Origin of the sequence: Photorhabdus sp. S10-54 (assembly GCF_963878145.1) — a bacterium.
GTDB lineage: Bacteria > Pseudomonadota > Gammaproteobacteria > Enterobacterales > Enterobacteriaceae > Photorhabdus > Photorhabdus kayaii.
Genome location: NZ_CAWNXG010000009.1, coordinates 78613 through 97929, shown reverse-complemented (window position 1 = coordinate 97929; position 19317 = coordinate 78613). Strand labels below are relative to the sequence as shown.

17 protein-coding genes and 3 pseudogenes are annotated in these 19317 nt (G+C 40.3%); 8 read left to right on the top strand and 12 right to left on the bottom strand.

The genetic code is table 11. From position 1 onward, the window contains the following. Positions 1-20: 20 nt before the first annotated feature. The gene (locus AACQ83_RS07150) at positions 21-860 is read right to left on the bottom strand and encodes a GPO family capsid scaffolding protein (protein ID WP_112876951.1); all 840 of its coding nucleotides are present in this window, start codon (positions 858-860) and stop codon (positions 21-23) included. Between the two features lie 145 nt (positions 861-1005). On the opposite strand from AACQ83_RS07150, the gene AACQ83_RS07145 reads away from it, so the two are divergent. Both AACQ83_RS07145 and AACQ83_RS07140 read left to right on the top strand, forming a co-directional pair. Then, the gene (locus AACQ83_RS07145) at positions 1006-2721 is read left to right on the top strand and encodes a terminase large subunit domain-containing protein (protein WP_112876950.1); all 1716 of its coding nucleotides are present in this window, start codon (positions 1006-1008) and stop codon (positions 2719-2721) included. Positions 2722-2723: 2 nt separating this feature from the next. After that, positions 2724-3779, top strand: coding sequence for a phage portal protein (locus AACQ83_RS07140; RefSeq protein ID WP_112876949.1), 1056 nt, complete (start codon positions 2724-2726; stop codon positions 3777-3779). 381 nt (positions 3780-4160) lie between these two features. On the opposite strand, the gene AACQ83_RS07135 is transcribed toward AACQ83_RS07140, so the two are convergent. The 6 genes and pseudogenes from AACQ83_RS07135 to AACQ83_RS07110 form a co-directional block, all read right to left on the bottom strand. After that, positions 4161-4538, bottom strand: coding sequence for a type II toxin-antitoxin system YafO family toxin (locus tag AACQ83_RS07135; RefSeq protein WP_112876948.1), 378 nt, complete (start codon positions 4536-4538; stop codon positions 4161-4163). 10 nt (positions 4539-4548) lie between these two features. After that, positions 4549-5130 carry a hypothetical protein gene (locus AACQ83_RS07130; protein WP_112876947.1) on the bottom strand — a complete coding sequence of 194 codons (582 nt, stop codon included), beginning with the start codon at positions 5128-5130 and terminating at the stop codon, positions 4549-4551. 213 nt (positions 5131-5343) lie between these two features. Further along, positions 5344-5535 (bottom strand): hypothetical protein, encoded by a 192-nt coding sequence (locus AACQ83_RS07125; protein WP_112876946.1) that lies wholly within the window; start codon positions 5533-5535, stop codon positions 5344-5346. Next, positions 5532-5864, bottom strand: a complete 333-nt coding sequence (locus tag AACQ83_RS07120; protein ID WP_240000722.1) for a MazG-like family protein — start codon at positions 5862-5864, stop codon at positions 5532-5534. Before AACQ83_RS07120 ends, AACQ83_RS07125 begins: the two co-directional genes overlap by 4 nt. 2 nt (positions 5865-5866) lie before the next feature. Further along, entirely contained in the window at positions 5867-8332 is a 2466-nt protein-coding gene (locus AACQ83_RS07115; RefSeq protein ID WP_112877009.1) for a replication endonuclease, read from the bottom strand. Between the two features lie 2 nt (positions 8333-8334). Beyond that, positions 8335-8739, bottom strand: a pseudogene (locus AACQ83_RS07110) (phosphoadenosine phosphosulfate reductase domain-containing protein); the annotation flags it as partial. Positions 8740-8931: 192 nt separating this feature from the next. Here AACQ83_RS07110 and AACQ83_RS07105 point away from each other — a divergent pair. Continuing rightward, complete coding sequence (locus tag AACQ83_RS07105; protein ID WP_240000721.1) at positions 8932-9246, top strand: helix-turn-helix domain-containing protein; 315 nt, start codon at positions 8932-8934, stop codon at positions 9244-9246. A 149-nt stretch (positions 9247-9395) separates the two neighbouring features. Further along, entirely contained in the window at positions 9396-10400 is a 1005-nt protein-coding gene (locus AACQ83_RS07100) for a phage integrase (RefSeq protein WP_112876944.1), read from the top strand. Positions 10401-10683: 283 nt separating this feature from the next. Here AACQ83_RS07100 and AACQ83_RS07095 read toward each other — a convergent pair whose 3' ends face one another. The 4 genes and pseudogenes from AACQ83_RS07095 to AACQ83_RS07080 all read right to left on the bottom strand — a co-directional run bounded on the left by AACQ83_RS07095 (position 10684) and on the right by AACQ83_RS07080 (position 14327). Then, on the bottom strand, positions 10684-11310 hold the full coding sequence (locus AACQ83_RS07095) for a tail fiber assembly protein (RefSeq protein WP_112877008.1): 627 nt from the start codon (positions 11308-11310) through the stop codon (positions 10684-10686). A 230-nt stretch (positions 11311-11540) separates the two neighbouring features. Further along, a pseudogene (locus AACQ83_RS07090) lies at positions 11541-12159 on the bottom strand (tail fiber protein); the annotation flags it as partial. A gap of 854 nt (positions 12160-13013) precedes the next feature. Continuing rightward, positions 13014-13895, bottom strand: coding sequence for a phage tail protein (locus AACQ83_RS07085; protein WP_112876943.1), 882 nt, complete (start codon positions 13893-13895; stop codon positions 13014-13016). 243 nt (positions 13896-14138) lie between these two features. Then, on the bottom strand, positions 14139-14327 hold the full coding sequence (locus AACQ83_RS07080; protein WP_113048417.1) for a hypothetical protein: 189 nt from the start codon (positions 14325-14327) through the stop codon (positions 14139-14141). Positions 14328-14437: 110 nt separating this feature from the next. Between AACQ83_RS07080 and AACQ83_RS07075 the strand changes: the two genes are divergently transcribed. The 4 genes from AACQ83_RS07075 to AACQ83_RS07060 all read left to right on the top strand — a co-directional run bounded on the left by AACQ83_RS07075 (position 14438) and on the right by AACQ83_RS07060 (position 18904). Then, on the top strand, positions 14438-15034 hold the full coding sequence (locus AACQ83_RS07075; protein WP_240000720.1) for a serine acetyltransferase: 597 nt from the start codon (positions 14438-14440) through the stop codon (positions 15032-15034). 140 nt (positions 15035-15174) lie between these two features. Further along, positions 15175-15978 carry a lipopolysaccharide core biosynthesis protein RfaZ gene (locus tag AACQ83_RS07070; protein ID WP_146747888.1) on the top strand — a complete coding sequence of 268 codons (804 nt, stop codon included), beginning with the start codon at positions 15175-15177 and terminating at the stop codon, positions 15976-15978. 836 nt (positions 15979-16814) lie between these two features. Continuing rightward, complete coding sequence (locus tag AACQ83_RS07065; RefSeq protein WP_112876940.1) at positions 16815-17489, top strand: helix-turn-helix transcriptional regulator; 675 nt, start codon at positions 16815-16817, stop codon at positions 17487-17489. 746 nt (positions 17490-18235) lie between these two features. Continuing rightward, complete coding sequence (locus AACQ83_RS07060; protein WP_112876939.1) at positions 18236-18904, top strand: LuxR C-terminal-related transcriptional regulator; 669 nt, start codon at positions 18236-18238, stop codon at positions 18902-18904. Positions 18905-19125: 221 nt separating this feature from the next. Here the strand turns inward: AACQ83_RS07060 and AACQ83_RS07055 are convergent. After that, positions 19126-19314, bottom strand: a pseudogene (locus AACQ83_RS07055) (DUF6392 family protein); the annotation flags it as partial. Positions 19315-19317: the final 3 nt, after the last annotated feature.

Below are 19317 nucleotides of genomic sequence, written 5' to 3'. Positions count from 1 at the left end.
AAATAAAATTCCTGTAGCAATTAATAATCGGCTAACACTTGGGTTGAACCATTTGCCAGTGGTCGATGTGTTGATGAATTATCCTGCTTGCTGAGTTGGCTTTTCAGCGTAGAGAGTTCATTTTCAAGCACAGTGATTTTTTCCGACTGACTGGCGCATAGGGTTTCCAGTTGGCACAACTTTTGCGCTTGATTAAGGGCTTCACCGCATTTTTCAGCGGTTAATTGCACCATTTCCCGCAAAATGTTTAATTCTGCGTTGTTGTGATCACGGTGCAGCCCTAGCGCTTTTTTCACGGATAAAACAAACTTTTCACCGAGGGATTTATCATCGACAGGGTTCTGTTCAGTCCCCGCCAGCAATTCAACCATGGTTTCCAGTGATGCCGACAAATAGCGATCATCACTGGCCGGCAGACCGCGCTCCTGCACACTCAGCTTGATTAATTCCGTACCGACAGCGGCGGGGGTATCCGTCAGCGCAATGCCGGTCAAATAGGCGCTCTGGGTCTGAGGAAAACGGGAGTAAAACTCAATGCTGGAAAAAATCTTCTGCCCACTCTGGTTCAGCTTGATTAATTCCGCGTCCTTTTCTTCATCCAGTTCAACAGTGGCCTCCAGCGCCAACTTGCCCTGTAATGGGCCGTCTTTAACCTCGTAGGCACTGGCAGATTGTACTAACGCAAACTGACGAAACGTACTGTCCGGGAACAGGCTTTTGACGTGCTCCAGATTCAAGCGGGCGGCGTACAGTCGAGGGTTATAGCTATCGGCCATCTGCTGGATCTGCTCGCGGGTGACGGCAAAGCCATTGAGCGTCATTCCCTCCGTGCAGACCGTTAATTTAATGGTTTTTGGCATTGTCACTTCTCCAACAGGCACTTCTGACTTTTGATAGCGCTATGTTCGCAGTCACGGCTTTTTGACTCAAAGCTTTCGCCGTGTCGGGGCCCCGCGACAGGCAGGAGTCATAGCGGCACGCGCGTGACCGTGGGAAAGTGGCGGCATGATGACGACAGAACATGATCCTCGACACGAAGCAAAAAGCCTGTACTGGCAAGCCTACAGCGTTTCGCAAATAGCAAAACGACTGGGCGTCAGTGCGAACACGATTTATTCGTGGCGGCGGCGCGATAAGTGGGATGAAGCCAACCCCCGCGAGCGCGTCAACGGCGAGCTTCACGTAAAAATATTACGGTTACAAGCGAAAGAAACCCTGGCACCGCATGATTTTAAGACGCTTGATTTTCTTTATCGCCAGTTGGAACGTTTCGATCGCGCTGAAGCTAAAAAAGAAGAAAAGAAAAAGGTAAAAACCCCGAAAAATCATTTTAGTGATGAGCAAGTCGCTGCATTGCGTGCGTCGGTTTATGAATCCCTGTTTGAGTATCAAAAACGCTGGTACAAACAGAAAGACCGCCGTAACCGCATGATATTAAAATCGCGGCAAATTGGGGCCACATGGTATTTTGCCCGTGAAGCGTTGATCACCGCGTTGGAAACCGGCAATAACCAGATATTTCTGTCTGCCAGCCGTGCGCAGGCATATCAGTTCAAGAAATTTATCCAGATTGTCGCCCGCCAGGTGGGTGTTGAGCTTAAAGGCGGTGACGAGATTATTTTGTCCAACGGGGCGACGCTGCATTTTCTCGGCACATCGGCAGCAACCGCGCAATCCTATACCGGCGATCTCTATTTCGATGAATTCTTTTGGGTTAGCAATTTTATGAACCTGCGCAAAGTGGCGGCGGGGATGGCAACCCACATCGGATTAAGACGAACTTATTTTTCGGTACCGTCCAGCGAGGAACACGAAGGGTTCCCGTTCTGGACAGGCGACTTTTTTAATAAAGCCCGCGGCGGCAAGAAACAAGTTGTTATTGATACCAGCCATGCCGCATTACGGCATGGCGTGTTGTGCGGAGATAACATCTGGCGACAGATCGTGACTATTCATGACGCTATCGCGGCAGGTCTAAATCTTGTTGACTTAGAAGAAATTGAGAGCGAAAACAATCCGGCTGATTTTGACAACCTGTACCGCTGCATTTTTGTTAAATCGGGTGAACGAGCCTTTGACTATAACGAAGTGATTAAATGCGGTGTTGACGGTTACAACGACAATGTCTGGCCGGACTGGAAACCCTATGCGCTGCGGCCGCTAGGACGCAAACCCGTCTATATCGGCGCTGATCCAACTGGTACAGGCGGCAACGGTGACGGTTTAGGGCTGGTTGTAATGTCACCGCCTGCTGTCAGCGGCGGCAAATGGCGGGTCATCGAAGCCCTGCAATGCCGCGGTATGGCTTTTGAGAAGCAAGCCGAAGAAATTCGTAAACTCACCGAACGCTATAATGTACAGGGGATAACAATAGATGGCACAGGCGGAACGGGTGAAGCCGTGCATGAACTGGTCTGCAAATGGTTTCCGGCCGCAACCCTATTGAAATATTCCGCGCCGCTTAAGCGCCTGCTAGTGATGAAAGCACAAATGCTAATCCGTTCCGGCAGGTTTGAATATGACGCTGGCATGAAACAAGTCGCTACCTCGTTTATGTCCATTAAGAAAATAATTACACAGGGCAGTGTTGTGACTTATGACGCCAACCGCACGCGCGGAGCCGATCACGGCGACATTGCGTGGGCTGTTATGAATGCCCTGTATGCCGAGCCAATATCCAGCGATGCGGGCACGAATGAGTCTTTTGTAATGGAGTTTTAATCATGCACACACTTTTACCGGCTGAAAATAAACACCAGCCTGAAGTAACGAATACAATCAATGACGGCGACGTGGCACAGTGCGCAGCCTTTACTTTTGATACACCCACCCCAATCACATCTGGCTGGGATCTGCTGGATTGCATGGAATGCGCCAAAAATGGCCGCTGGTATGAAACCCCCATTGATTTTTACGGCCTGGCCCGCGCATTTTCAGCGGCGGTTTATCATCAGTCGCCCCTATTTTTTAAACGTAATGTGATCATGAGCTGCTTTAAACCTCACCCGCTATTGTCACGACAGGACATGGCCGCCTATGTACTGGATTATTTGGTATTTGGTAATGCCTATCTGGAAAAGCGAATGAATCGAGTTGGCGGACTGTTAAAGCTCAAGCACACGCCAGCAAAGTACACTCGACGGGGAGAAGAAATCGACAAATACTGGTTCGTACAAAGCTGGCTACAAGAATTTGAATTCAGCGCTGGCAGTATTTTTCATCTGATGAACCCCGACATTCATCAAGAAATTTACGGTTTACCTGAATATTTAGCCGGTCTTCTTTCCGCCAACCTCAACCGGGCTGCAACAACATTCAGAATGAACTATTACGAAAACGGCAGTCACGCAGGCGTTATTGTCTATCTGACTGATGCGCTTGCCGACCCCAGAGGCGTAGACAATTTGAAAACTGCGTTGCAAAAATCCCGGCGAGATGGCGCATTCAAGAACCTGTTTGTCTATGCAGCCAACGGAAAGAAAGACGGGCTGCAAATCCTACCGTTCAGCCAAATCAGCGCCAAAGATGAATTTACTAACGTTAAAGAAGCAACCCGCGATGACATGCTAGCTATGCACCGCGTGCCACCGCAATTGATGGGGATTGTTCCCACGAGTGGGGGTAACTTTGGGGATATTGAGAAAGCGGCGAAAGTTTTTTCTATCAATGAACTTAACCCCATTACTGAAAGCTTGAAGTCAGTCAATGATTGGGCGGGTGAAGCCGTTGTGCAATTCAATCGCTACGCTTTGCTTGATGCGTTGAACAGCAGCAAATAACGACCAAACCAACCTTTCCCACGGACACAACGCATTTAATCGTCACCCAATCGCGCTGTGTTCATTTTCTTTCTTTTCCGCCCCCCGCCTTGAACGCTGAGACATCCGCGTCGCTGCGCGGTTCTGGCGCGGTGTCAGCGGCCTATTTCGCGATTACCAAAGTAACCCACGAATACCCCTCTTTGCTCGCGCTTGCTCCCCCGCCTCGCCCGCACGCAAAAAGGGCGCGTTTTTGTGCAATTGTGCGTAGTGGATGAAGGCTTGCCGGGTCTGGCGCGGAAGGGGATCGCTGGCGTGGTGATTATTGTGCAAAATTATGCAGATTTGTGCAATGAATTTCATACAAAAAAATAACCCGCCAGTTGGCGGGCAAACTCATTCTCATGTGTTTTGAAAATCTTCCGCGCGATCAACCAGCACGGCAAGAAATGAGGTTCTTGCTAGCTCATGAGCGTTGGGACTCATGATGCTAATGATTTGATATTTTGATGGATCACACCAATGTCGGGAATAAACCAGGTAGCTATCAGATTTTCTGGCGGCAGCGGGTAAATGACTAGGCCAGGGAGGTTCGTCGGGTAATCTAATATGAATTTTAAAAACATAAGATTGACATAGAGACGCGTGGTCTTCCCAGCGTCCCTCATCACCAAAAATGGCGGGAAGCGATCCGCCATTTTTCCAATCTTGCAAAATTTTTGCATACTGCCTTGCCACTGCGGGGATTTCAATATCTTTGTGAATAGAAACGTGGATCACGGTATCCCCTTCAATGGAAAACTGGAGCTTCCAAGCCTAAAGCAACATGTTCGGTACGAATAAGTTCCCGGACCGCATCTTTATCTAAGTCAGCACCGGCATTTGATGCTTTATTAGGGATATGCGTACTTTTTGAAAATGCAGTGATTTCTTCCAACGTATACCGTAAGTCAGCAGATGCACGCCCGAAGCGCGTAATCATACTGCGTAATTCCGTGTCTGTATCAGGAACGGAAGTTAACGCGACTTTTGCCGCTTGAATGAAGCTTGCACAGACAACAATATGTTTAGCTAGGTAATGCATGTTGTCCTTCGCAAAACTGGACATGCTTTTATCGTCAATGGGGATACGCTTTGATTCCCACTCAGATCGCAGATTTTTTAAATGGAATCGCATCCGACTAGCGATATTCGCGATAAAAGCAGTCGCCTCTTCAATGGGAAGAAAAACGACTGAATCACTCACCTGTTGTAATGTCATGGTGTTTTTGGTGCTGGTTATTGCATCATGGCACCCTATGCTATCAGCTGGCACAGGGGCTATCGCAATCGCCATTGCCGCCGCCATAGAGGTAATTTTAGTGTTACTCATACATAATATCCTGAATGCCAAGACTGATCCCATTGAATCATGTGTGACTCGTTTTGTCGATATTTTGGTTTTTTCCTGTCGCAATACTCAATGATTTTTTTGAGAAATTCATTCATCCGATATTTACCATAAAAATTATATAGTTATCAGTAAAATAAACCAAAGTGGTAAAAATAACCCGCTATTAACGGGCTTAAGTTAATTTAATCGAGGTCATCCCGGCAGCTTATCACCCGGTTTTATATGAGCAAGCTGCTCAATATGTTTCATCACTTCCGCGCGTACTGCGGGGTGCTCCCAGTTGATATGGATCATACCGTTATCATCAATATAAAAACGGTCACTATTTTCTTTTAAAATAGCCAGTAATTTATCTTCTTTTTGTTGAAATTTTGTCACCTTCATGATGTGTGCTCTTCGCCCGGATCAAAACCAACCCATACCGGGTTATTCGAAAATGATAAATCGGGTCGTTTCCGTTTTTTCCGGTCATAATACTCAATAATTTGCAGCGCGACGGCGGCAATCTGTACCGCTTCATCTCTTGCCGTTCCTGCGTGACTGCCGCCGAATTCATCATGCAAAATAGCCTGCGCGAACTCCCCAATCTCTTCACTCAATATTGCCGCCCACACGAACGGGTCATGATCACGGTCAGCACCCCAGAGTTCATCTTGTTTTGTCATTTCTGACAGAACATTGTTCATTGCGCGCGTAGTTGAATAGTCAGTCATTTTTAACCCCTTAGCTCATCAAAATATTTTCTTTCGGCCTCTTCAGCCATGGCAGAGTAATGCCCTCCGGGATCATGAAAAATATCGTTAAGATTAATAGGGTTACCCAATTTATCATTTAACCTGTTCATGATTGCTTTTACGCTTTTTCTATGTTGTTTGGTTTCTTTCTGCAAATAACCAAACATAGATAAGCAATAACGTTCGTCATTGACGATAATATTTCCTCCATCAAGTAATGAGCGAGCTAAAAAATCGTCCATGTCGATGTTATTGAGTGCTGCCGACTCATAAATCCGTTTCACTTTTTCATCAAAATGCATTGTCGGGTAGTTTTGATGAAACTCATTCACCAACAAATCATCGTAATGTCTGTCAATTTCTCTCCTGTTGTTGTTTGAATTTTGAACCACCGGAGAGTTATTGACAGAACTCGAACTCGAACTCGAACTCCAAGGGGCGGCGGGGCCGCTAAAAGACAAAGACCCAAAAGACAAACCTACGGATTCAGAGTTGTTAGAGCTGGAGTTAATTTTCTTAGAGACAATTTTCCATTTTGTAAGACGGGTGCATACGCGGGAATCTTCGCCGATATGTGGCGACCAAATACCAAAAATCTTATCTACCACTTCACCATAGGCATCGGGTTCATCATTTTGCTGATACGCAAGATGAACAACATAATCTTTACGCGGGATCAGCACACCGCCTTGTTTCATGATGTATGAAGCAAAGCACCCGACGTCGGCGGCGGCAGTAACCGCATCCATTTGCGGGTCACTTAATAGCGCTTTCCCACGCTTAAACTCACCTGAAATTTTTAATACCGATGTTAATTGATTGCTGAGTTTTCTCAATTCACGCCAGACAGTGACGGGCGGAGTCCCGATTGCCTGGTACTGACGAATACGATAACGAGAAGCCCACGCCATCGCGAATTTGGCCGTCTCTTTTAGTGGCTTACCGGTTTCTTTATCACGCTCGCCGTCAAGCGCGTAACCGTCAATATTTTTTGAAATGTATTTAGCAACATATGCCGTAGCACTGCCCTTTTTCGGATCGAGTTTTTTGGCGGTAAACCGGGCGCTTGTCCGCTTACCTAATTCTTGCCTGTCTTCTTTGATGGCATAACTGCGCATAATATCAGTGACGGCTTTACGCTCACCCGGGCGCATGAACAGCAATAAATGCCAGTGCGGAGTACTGTCATGATGCGGCTCAACAACCCGGAAGCCGTAAATTCGCAACCCATCTCGATCCAGTTTTGAGCCGATATTGGCCCACACTTTACGTAAATAATGCTGTGCCTGAACGGGCGTTGAATGATTCCATTTTGGGTTAGCATGACCACTATGATTATTGGCGTGATATTTGGACGGGCAAGTTATAGTATAAAAAACGCCAACGTCACCGCGTTCTTGAGCAACAAACTCAATGCCTTGCATTCGCGCCATTAATTCATGGCGACGAATAACCGGATTACTGATGCTTGCATAAACCATATTTTCCAATGAAACCACGTTACCGGCTTCATCAACCAAATCGTGCGCTTTAAAGAATTCAGCATTGCGGCGACGTTGTTCCTGCCAGTCCGAAACCGCTTCGTAACTCAGGTAAGGATGAGCCTTTTTATTGACCTGATTTGCTGCGCGTAGCTGCCCCTCGCGCCAGTCGCAGCGCAGACGCCAGAGTTGGCGCTCCCACCAATCTGTGTTAATCATTCTTGATATCGCGGGTAGAGCCGGGTATAAATCCAGCTCATCGTCAGATTGACCGGGAATAGGTTTTAGTTGTGACCAGGCGGGCGGCATAATATGCAGTGAATAAACTTCGGCGGCCAAATTGCGATATATCAGCAAGAGATCAGCTTTTGTTAAATCGTCGGTTTCACCGTTTGCATTTTCTGTTTCAATACAAAACATCTCATTGATACGCGCCGCGATTTCATTCGCCAGCGATTTAATCCGGCGCTTATTCATTTCGGCAAGATGGCGGTAAACGCCCTGGTAATAAGACGCCAGTTCACAATAAGGCTTGACGCCTTGTTTTTCTCTGACGGCATTTAAACGCAGCAATGCACTCTTAACTGTTCCGAGCAAAAATGCATTGCTATGTTTGATACCGCGATTTTTACGCAGCCAAATTATTTTTTTCTGAAAATACGATTTAATAAAATGCGGTTGTTCATTTAAATAAGACTCAACACCTGCGGCAGTTTCATGCCACGAGCGCCGATTCTCTTCATAAGCCTGTTTCTCTTGTAAAGCACATTGGCGGCGAGCCTCTTGCTGTGCGGGCGTTAAGACCTGGCTATGCAGCAAATCCCGCTCTATTAAGCGGGTCAGATATTTTTTTACATGTGGATGTTCGGACGTCACCTCACCCTTTGATAACAAAGCATCCTCAAAAAAGGGTGATGCTATCGCCGGACGGGGCGCATTCCACGAAAACGCCCATTCACATTGCATATTCACTCACACACTCCAGCATAAACAGAACTACACGCCTGATATGAATTTTCTTCGGCCAATAAATCAAACTGACGCCCCCCCCTAGAGGTCAACGCCCAATCGCGGTATGTCTCTATGCCGTGAGATTCAAGAGTCACACAGTCAATGCGACGTTCCCGTTTCACGGGATCCTGATGAGAAGGAAAAAAGGTGCTGTTACCGTAGCGGGAACAAGCCGCGACCATACGCTCCCATTGAGCGACGCGGGCAATTTCATCTGGGAAACGAACGAATATTTCCGCGAGTTCAGATTTGCGGGCATGAATGCACGGCATACACCCAACACGAGAGCACCCCTGCTGATACAGGGGGTTGGGTTTAATACTGTGCTTTTTCGCCAGTGCAAAAACATGCTCATGAGTCCATATCCGATAGCCTCATCGGAACGGGACCTTGTGATGCAATTCCTCTTGGGATATTTGATCGTTGATTATGCTTAACTTGCTTTATCATAATGGTATATTGTGATCCATTAAGTTTCACATTAACCCATTATTGACCACAAAAGTAGTCAAGCCAATTGGAATTACAAAAAAATGAACACAATCGGATGCAGATTGCGCGAAGAACGTGACCGCATGGGGCTTAATCAAACTGATTTCGCAGAGCTGGCTGGGTACTCTAGAAATGCTCAAGCTCATTACGAACGTGATGAGAGAGCACCTGATGCGAACTATCTATCAGCATTAGCCGCCGCGGGTGTAGATATAATGTACGTACTCACAGGTTCAAGGGTTCGACAATCAAATATAACTAATGATGAGGAGAAACTAATAGAAAATTACCGCACAATGGACGATGCGGCACGCTTAAATATGCAGGCGGTTAGCGATTCGTTCGCGCAATCAAAGACCAAAAAAGAAGTGGGATGATAACTAAATTAGCCCTATTGCTAGAATAGCTTATTGATACTGCATTAGAACTTTGCAATAAGTGATTAAAAATATTAATAATTACCTCACCAATATCATTGCCGATATCGCCATATCGCAAAATGCTGTTGGTGAATTTGGAAATTTCTATGACAGTAAGAAAATTACAATCCGGCAAATGGATTTGTGAATGCTACCCCAACGGACGAGATGGAAAGCGAGTAAGAAAACAGTTTGCCACAAAAGGGGAAGCACTTTCATTTGATCGTCGCATGACTTCCACAGAACATTTAGACATTAGCGCTGAGAATACTCAAAAGATAAGCGACTTGGTTGATCGTTGGTATGAAATGCACGGGCAAACACTTAATGATGGCAAATCACGCAAAACTAAATTAGATACTTTATGTAAACGATTAGGTGATCCCTTTGCTATTGATTTCGATAAAAATACATTTGCTATTTATCGAGAAGAAAGACTGAATGGTAAATGGAACGCAAAAGGCCGAGAATCACCGGCGCAATCTACAGTTAATAGAGAACAATCATATTTGCATGCCGTATTCTCAGAATTAAAGAGAATGGGTGAATGGGAAAGGGACAACCCTTTAAGTGGCATCAGACAATTCAAGGAAGGAGACCAAGAACTAGCATTTCTGTACCAAGAAGAGATTAAACGCTTGTTGGATGCCTGCGATGATTCCAAAAATAAAGACCTAGGTCATGTTGTACGTATATGTCTTGCAACCGGGGTCCGATGGGGAGAGGCACAAAAATTAACTCAATCCCAAGTAATGAAATACAAAGTAACATTCACAAAAACAAAAAGTAGCAAAAATCGTACAGTGCCAATATCAAAACGCTTATACGATAGATTACCGAAGCGCCGAGGAATTCTGTTTTCGAACTGTTACGACGCCTTTGAAGGAGCATTATCAAGAGCGGGAATAAGCCTCCCGGATGGACAATTAACTCATGTGCTCCGTCATACATTTGCATCACATTTTATGACGCGGGGCGGTAATATTTTAGTGCTACAACAAATATTGGGTCACAGCACTATAAATATGACAATGCGCTATGCACACTTTGCTCCAGAGCATCTCGATTTGGCACTAACTCTCAACCCTTATGATCAGATTGAAGATGACTGATTTCAAGTGGCGACAACATCATATATAGCTCTACATTAATGCACATATATAAAATATAACTAACTGATTTAACTTAACTTATTGTTTCTTAAAATGCTGTGATGGTTTTTAAAATCCCTCGGCCTTAAGGCTGTGCGGGTTCAAGTCCCGCCCTGGGCACCAAATGAAAACTTACTATAAAACAGTGAGTTAGGGAAAAGAAAAGGCCACCGCAAGGTGGCTTTTTTGTTGATACAAATCACATTTCACTATTCGTTCACTATATCCTTTCGCTATATTTTCCTCACTTCGGCACCTCCGGCCATTCCACATCCGGCGCTTGATTCACATCTACACGCGTAAGCAATACTCTGTATTTCTTCCATTCCAGCAAAGCGGCTTTCTCTGAGTCTGTAGCGACTTCTAAGTCAACAGAGTCTTGTAGCAATGAGAGTGTTTCATTTGCTTGTTGTAACAGTGCTGCTTGTTGTTGCTTAGCTTCATTAATCTGATGGGATTTGAGAAGGTCTTTATCAACTACCCATTCTTTGCCGTTCCACGTGTCAAAATCAGTGGGGGGTTTTTTGAATGTGAGAGTATCCGGCAATTCACCGATTTCAGTAATTTCAGTCGGAGCGCGAGTTAACGTGCCGTAAGCTATTTTCCCCCGATAATCAGGAACGATTTCCCAACACTTACCGTCTTCACTGCGACAAACAGCCACATCATCAGAATCGGGAAAGTCTGGTGCATCTAAATAAGAATTCGCTGACAAACTGACACCGAGCATGACATATTCAATATCAGCGTGAGTAAATTCTCTTGTTATTTGATCCGTGTGATAAACTTTTATCCAGCCGGCTTGAATTGCTAATCCGTCTTCACCCAATACGGCGGTTTCATGTTCTAAAGCGTATTTTTGTTCTGTCATTATGCTGCATGCTGCTGCTCTCACTATGTAGTTAAATGCTATATTACGGGGCCTCGATACCCCTATAAATGCGGAATTTGCAATCCAATCTGCCTGAGCTTTATAATATACAGCTTTTACCGAAGTATTTTTATTTTGGGGAATATCCCACTGCAATTTTGCAAACTCATTACGTGAGAGGGTAATCATAAAATTATTAGCCCGATCAACATTCTGTAGCAAATAAGCCCCTTCTTGCCATGACAATATTGAACGAGATGGATCCACATTTCGACCACTGTCCCAGCCACGGATAAATTCTCCCCTTAGATCGGGCAATCTGCCGTCAGGATAAGCTTCTGCTAACTTTGGGTACTGTAATTTATTGAAAAATGCACCGTTACAAACGAGATAGTTGATAGGTGGATAGGGTAACGGCCACGGAATGGGGGAACCCACAGGGATATTAATTTCTTCACGTAATGAATTTATTATTTCCTGAGCAAGTTTTTGTGTAACAGCCAATGTATTGCTATTGCCAACCTCATTTGTAAGTTGAACAATACCTTTCTGTGTTAATGAGGCATCAGGAACCTTTGTTTTTTGTTCCAGTGCTCTATTTAATTGAGCGTTGAGTTTCTCTATATTCCCATCATCCAGAACATCATTGCCAGAGTGTGTGGCGATAAAATTAGCGACTACAGAAGATATCGTGGACGACTGACGTAATGCCTTATTTAGCATATCAGTAGTAATACCATCTTGTGGAAACCCAGTCTGCAAATTCTGATTTTCTTCATATTTTTCTTGGCTAATTACATTAGCATTATCACCAATAGAAAAAGCCTTAAAATCATTTTTTTGACTCATATCCTTACTCCTTAAGAAAAATAATATTTTTTATAATCAACATATTTAATTACTGTAAAAATAATCCGCCTGTAATTCATTAAAATCAAAGTCTAGTTCAGAAAGAAGAGTAATACAGCATTCCTATTTATTAGGAGATTGACTATTTTTATATAATTAGCGGCAATAAGTAATTAAATATTTTAGAATCGAGAACATGCCAAAACCATTTATATTTAACATCTGAAAACTATTTTCTCTATTCGTAGAACCGACGGAAAAGAAAATTTTATCTATCAATAAAAAAGGCCACGCAATGCGCAGCCTTTGAACGTGTATAATAAGTTGTTAACTAATAGCGAGATTCAATCTTTTACCAAGAACATTTAACGCGCTTTCTACCGTGTCAATCTTCGTGTTGTGACGCAATGAGACTATACGTTGAACATCTTGCGGACGCGTTCCTAGTTTTCTCGCTAGCTCTGCATTACTTGTTTTTGTTTGCAGCATTGTATTTAACAACAATACTTTAACTGCAACACTTGCCGGAACATCAACAAAGGCTTCACCTCCATTAGACTTTCTAAGCTGCCTGTACGGCAGTGCACTGTTACATATTAACTCCAACTCACTGACTATCAAAGAATATATTTATCAAAAGCAAAAAAACCCTTTTTTATGAGAGAAATTAAATTTCATTAAAAATCAATGAATTATAGTTGGTCATTAAAAAAGGGTAAAATTTAGGTTCGGGGAAATATCATTTTTTCAGTTACATTTTACCCTTTGCAGCCAACATGCTTGTCCATCAACAAGCAAAATTCCCATATCCTAGAATACTTCTATATTCTGGCTATCAAGCGTATTTTCAGCCATTACTCTGCTCTCACTATGTAGCTAAATGCGATATTGCGAGGTCTTGATACCCCTATATAAGTTGCAGTGGTGGTCCAAGTCCCAGGGCCTGCTGTAGCAGCCCTAGCCCTTAATGAAATGGTTTTATTTTGCGGAATATCCCACTGTAATGCCACACGATCATTACGTGAAAAATTAACAACATTATCAGCTCCACCAGCTTCCTGTAGTAAATAAGACCCCTCCTGCAACTTCAATAATGAACGTTCTGGATCTATCCCTCGACCATCATCCCATCCGCGGATAAATTCGCCTCTTAAATCAGGCAATCTGCCGTCAGGATAAGCTTCCGCCAACTTCGGATACTGCAATCTATTAAATGCTGAACCATTACAAGCGAAATAACCAAACGGTGGATGAGGTAACGGCCACGGAATAGGAGAACCAACAGGAATTTCATTGGCTGTTTTAATCCGATTATCTATCTCTTCGCGGGTATATTCACGTAATGAATTTATGACTTCCTGAACAAGCTTTTGTGTAACCGCCAATGTGTTGCTATCGCCAATCACATTTGTAAGCTGAACAACGCCCTTTTGTGTTAATGAAGCACTGGGAATGTCTGTTGTAATTTTTTGCTCTAGCGCTTTATTTAATTGATCGGTGAGTTTGGCTATGTTGCCATCATCCAGAACATCATTGCCAGATCGTGTCGCGATAAAATCAGCCACGACAGATGATATGGTTGACGCTTGACGTAATACCTTATTTAACAAGTGAGTGGGAACATTATCTGGTGTAAATCCACTCTTCAAACTTTGGTTTTCTTCATATTTTCCTTGATTTACCACATTCGCATTATCACCAATAGAAAAAGCCTTAAAATCATTCTTATAACTCATGTACTTTCTCCTAAAATTAAATAATATTATTTTATAATCAATATATTAAATTATTGTAAAAGCAATCCCTCTTGCAATTCGCGCCAATCAAGTCTAGTTCAGAAAAATAATAATGCAGTGTTTTTATTACTTACAAGGTTAATTATTTTTATATAATTGCTAGCAATCAGTAATTCAACATTAGAAACTACATCCAGAAATTTATCTATTAATACCAATTCAGTATCACTATTGACACTTTAATTACTGATAATTTAAAAAATTTCCAACTTTAATTAATACGATTTGAGCAAGAGCAATACCAAACTTATGATCTTTCCAGTACGTTGCTGTTCCTACCGCAATATCAGCGTTGGCAACAATTGAAATTGTGCCTGTGTTTACTGAATTTACGTCATTTGCACTTGACGGTGGTTTTTTCTTGGGATTCACTTGTATTTCGTCAACAAAAATTCACATAGCTAGGTTTGCCAAATCGATTTATTTGGCTAAATTCAACATTTTTAATATAATCCATGTCTGAAAAATGATACGGCTAATCAGTGCAAGGTATTGATAAAAAAATGAACACGGTGTTATCACATAAAGAAGAGCTAAGCCATTTAAAAGCATGTTTACTCAGCGAAGTTATCTGTTCACGGACATCGTTTTCATGGTTCAAAACAATCCATCGAGTCCTTAAATGCCCAGACCGCAGGTTCTATTTCTGGTGGAGAATTGCTAATTATTTATACAGGACAAATAAAGCCAAGAAAATCTCAATTCGTATCAATAGAAATTTAAGAAATAAATATGGATGTGATTTAGGATTAGGCTCCTATATAGGAAAAAATTTACGTATATCTCATTATGTTGGCATTGTTATTTCCCGCACTTGCGTTATTGGTGATAACTTTCATATTTTACAAAATACAACCATTGGCGTTCTTAATGAAGATACTCAAGGGAAAATAAGTATAAGTGATAATGTAAAAATAGGTGCAAACTCTTGTATTATAAGTGATAATATAACAATTGGAGATAATGTCTACATAGGCGCAATGTCATTTGTTAATAAAGATATCCCTGCTAATTGTATTGCATATACACCTAAATCTCAAAATGAGATAAAGATAAAAAAGCAAAAAATAATTAATTGAATATTCCAATTTAAAATGAACAATGGGACTACAATATGTTTTTTAAATATAAATATCTTTTAAAACTAGGTATGCTCTGTAAGCAGAATATAACAAAATCAATATACAGAAATGTATCCAGTAAAAAAATGAAACACAATATGAACTTTTGGCCTCACATAAAGATCTCAAGAAACATTAATGGCAAAATCGACTCCGTTTCATTCAATAAGAAAAATATAAACATCAATGAATTCCCAAAAAAATCAGAAAAACCCTTAATCATTATTGCATCTGGACCGTCGGTATCTACCATCAAAACAGATTTTTTTGATGATACCAAATTTGATATTATGGGTGTTAACGGCTCGTATGAATTATCACCAGAAGTGAAATTCAAATACCATGTTATAATTGACCGCACATTCATTATAAATAGGAAGAATATCGTTTTAAATATATTAAAAGACGATGAATTGATACTCTTCACAACAATGGATTGTCTCAATGATATCTTAATTCATTACGGTTATCTTGAATTAACATGTAAAGTCATTATTATTGAGAATATTGACCAGCCAGTTTATCAAGAGGAAAAAGAACTTTTTGAAATAAAGAGTGATGAAATAATAATACAGAATAGTGTAGCATTCTCATTAAACTTAAATCTCGGATTCTACAACGGAACAACAGTTGCATATTCCGCTCTGCAAATAGCATTGTTTTTGGGCTATAAAAAAATATATTTCGCAGGTCTAGACATGAACAATTTTTCGAAACCAAGATTTTATGAAACCCAAAATGATCAGCTAGATACCAAATTAAATAATAACTTACATGATTTCATCATTCCTTGTTTCAACCTAGCTCATGAAATAGCAATAAAAAGAGGAGTTAAAATTTATAATCTATCGAAAAATAGCGCTATAAATTCATTTGAAAAGTTAGATTATAGGGAAATTTAAGTGATTATACCCGTCATCTTTAAAGTTGCCTCTTTGTTGGCTGCATTCACTCACCCCGGTCACATAGTTTGCTATGCTCCCGGGGATTCACTCCCTTGCCGTCGCAATCCATCTTGAAATCCATAGGGTATATAACCATTCATCAATAATTACCATCGAAAAAAAATAAGTATTACCAGCTATCATTGAACATTCATAAAAAACACCCTTATTAAATAATTTTGCTGTAAAATAATACCAATAAATATATTTGTTTTTATTTAAAGTTTTTCTATTAAATAATAAAGAATTTAATTAATAGTTATTTTCCCTTGAAAAACAAATTGTTGTTCTATGCTATAGAATCAAATCATGTTAAGTAGAGTTATTACTTAAATCATTCAGATAATGTCTTAAGTAATCACCAAGGATTTACTATGCAAAATATAAAAAGTAAACTAAACAGTATCACTTTAATCTTAACTTGTACGAAGAATAAAAATAGAGTCATTTAAACATATAAATTATATTTGATAATCTTAAAATATGAACAAGAATTCCTCTACTAAGATAAAACATACTTTGAAACGATGCAGAGTCACTTTGCTAGAAACTCACTCATTTGGAGACCACTACAAGAAAAATAACTACCCTCTTTTACACCCTATATACCCTATGGATTTCAAGATGCATCGCGACGGCAAGGGAGTGAATCCCCGGGAGCATAGCAAACTATGTGATCGGGGTGAGCGAGTGCAGCCAACAAAGAGGCAACTTGAAGGATAACGGGTATAAATATTGATCACTTAGGGTTGCCGAGTATTATAAACTTATCATCACTATAATAGGTCTTAATCATGAAAAAAATTAATGGAACATATATTTCATCACAAATAATAAACACGATGGAAGCAAGCAATGAACCGTGGGGAATCAAAGATAAAAATTCACGCTTTATTTATGCTAACCTGGCCCTAAGATCTATTCAAAACATTCCAACGTCATTTGATTATGAAGGGCTTTTTGATGACGAACTTCCCTGGAGTGGAGCGGAGTTTGCGAAAGAATTTATTGATCACGATAAAATTGTAATAACAAAAGGGAAAAGAATCTGTTCACTTGAAACATATACATATGGAAAAGAAAAAATCTTATCGTCTTACTTCCAAGAAAAATTACCACTATATAACGATGCAAAGGAATGTATAGGCATATTTTTTCATGGATGGAAAGCCAAAGACTTTTCATTAATTAACTTACATCAATATTATAACGAGCTGCCCACTTCTATTATATTTCACCCACCAACAGATTCTTTTACCCAACGTGAATGGGATATTATTTTCTTCTTTTTACAAAAATACACCAGGAAACAGATTGGAAAAATATTAAATATCTCTTATCATACAGTTGAATCCCATATGACCAATATATATCACAAGATAGGTGTTGACTCCAACCAACAACTGGAAGAATACTGTCTCATCAACAATTTTAAACGCTATGTACCCGAAAAATTTTTACTATCTTAATGATTTTATTTACTATTTTTTAATCATAAAAAGCATGATTAAATAGTTTATCGCTGTCGGTATAATACAATCTTACCATCAATGGATGGTAAGATTATTTCAAATTATACCGGCATAATTTTCATATATTAAAAATATCAGTTACATAAACAGCTTAATGCCTATTTAATTTTTAGAAAAAATAATTATTTCCTGTTACATTTCCTCATATTTGAAATTCACATCTTAAATAAATTTAAATTTAATTAAAAGAAAGAATTAGCCATTTCTCTCTATTATAAAACACAGCTATTTTAAATATCATAAACAAATAAATCATTTAAATAATCACCTAAATAATAAAATGTCATATTAACTATAAATTACAACAAAAATAATACCATTATTGAACTAATTTACCTGTGTAAAAAAGGCAATAATTTCCAATAAAAATAATTATTTATCAAAAATCCCCCTCCCTATTCTCTACCAATATCACAATGTTCCTAAGAATTAGGATATTGAAAGATTTTTAACTGGTAAATTACCTTCATCTATTGTAGAAAACACAGTTAATTATAGTAAGAAAATTTACCCAAAATTAAATCTACAATGTCATATACAACTAAACAATTCTCGTAATAAAAATAACCATAATAATTATTTTATGAAAAAGCCTGTTATTGCTGGTAATAAAGTATTAAACTGACAATATGATTCAAACATATCACGACTTAAACCCAAAATAGGTAAAAAGGAACTATAATATGAGTAATCACATAACTATATCATCTCAAGTTATTAATACACTGGCAGTAAGCAACGAGCCTTGGGGAATTAAAGATAAAAATTCATGCTTTATTTACGGTAATCTAGCATTAAAATCTCTTCAGAACTTTTCAAATTCATTTGAATTTGAAGGGGTCTATGAAAATGAACTTCCTTGGGATAGCGCTAAATTTTCGGAACAATTTATTAATCATGACAAAAAGGTAATAGAAAAACAGCAGAGAATATGCTCAATCGAAACCCATATATTTGGCAAAGAGAAAATCCTATCGTCTTACTTTTTCGAAAAATCACCTTTTTACCATAAAGATGGAGATTGCATCGGAGTCATATATCATGGTTGGAAAGCACAAAACTATTCATTATCCTATTTACATCAATACCACAACAAACTTCCCGCCTCAATTATGCTGCAACCACCAACTGATCTTTTTACTCAACGTGAATGGGATGTCATTTTCCTCTTTTTACAGAAAAATACCAGAAAGCAAATTGGACGGATACTGAATCTGGCCTATCGCACTGTTGAATCTTATATGACTCGGATATACCGTAAGATAGGGGTTAATTCCAGCCAACAACTGGAAGCGTATTGTCGAGCCAATAATTTCAATCACTATATACCGGAAAAGTTTTTATTGTCTTAGATTACGTATTTATTCCTAGTTTTTTCATGTTGTTCTTATTCATTATTAATGGAGAAAATAACCCGCCCTGTTGGAATATTTTATTTAAAAATATTATATACCCTATGGATTTCAAGATACATCGCGACGGCAAGGGAGCGAGTCCCCGGGAGCATAGCGAACTATGTGACCGGGGTGAGCGAGTGCAGCCAACAAAGAGGCAACTTGAAAGATGACGGGTATATAGCAAACAGAATCTTACCATCCCTCTTAAAAGCCAAATACATCCCTTCTTTAATCATATCCAAAGTGATATCAGGATCTCCTGGGTATCCTGTTGGCTTGGTCTTATAAGGAATTAACCCTTTATCAAAAATTTCCTGATAAGACTTACCCAAGAAATTAATCAATGCTTCAATGTTGGCCGCCATTAT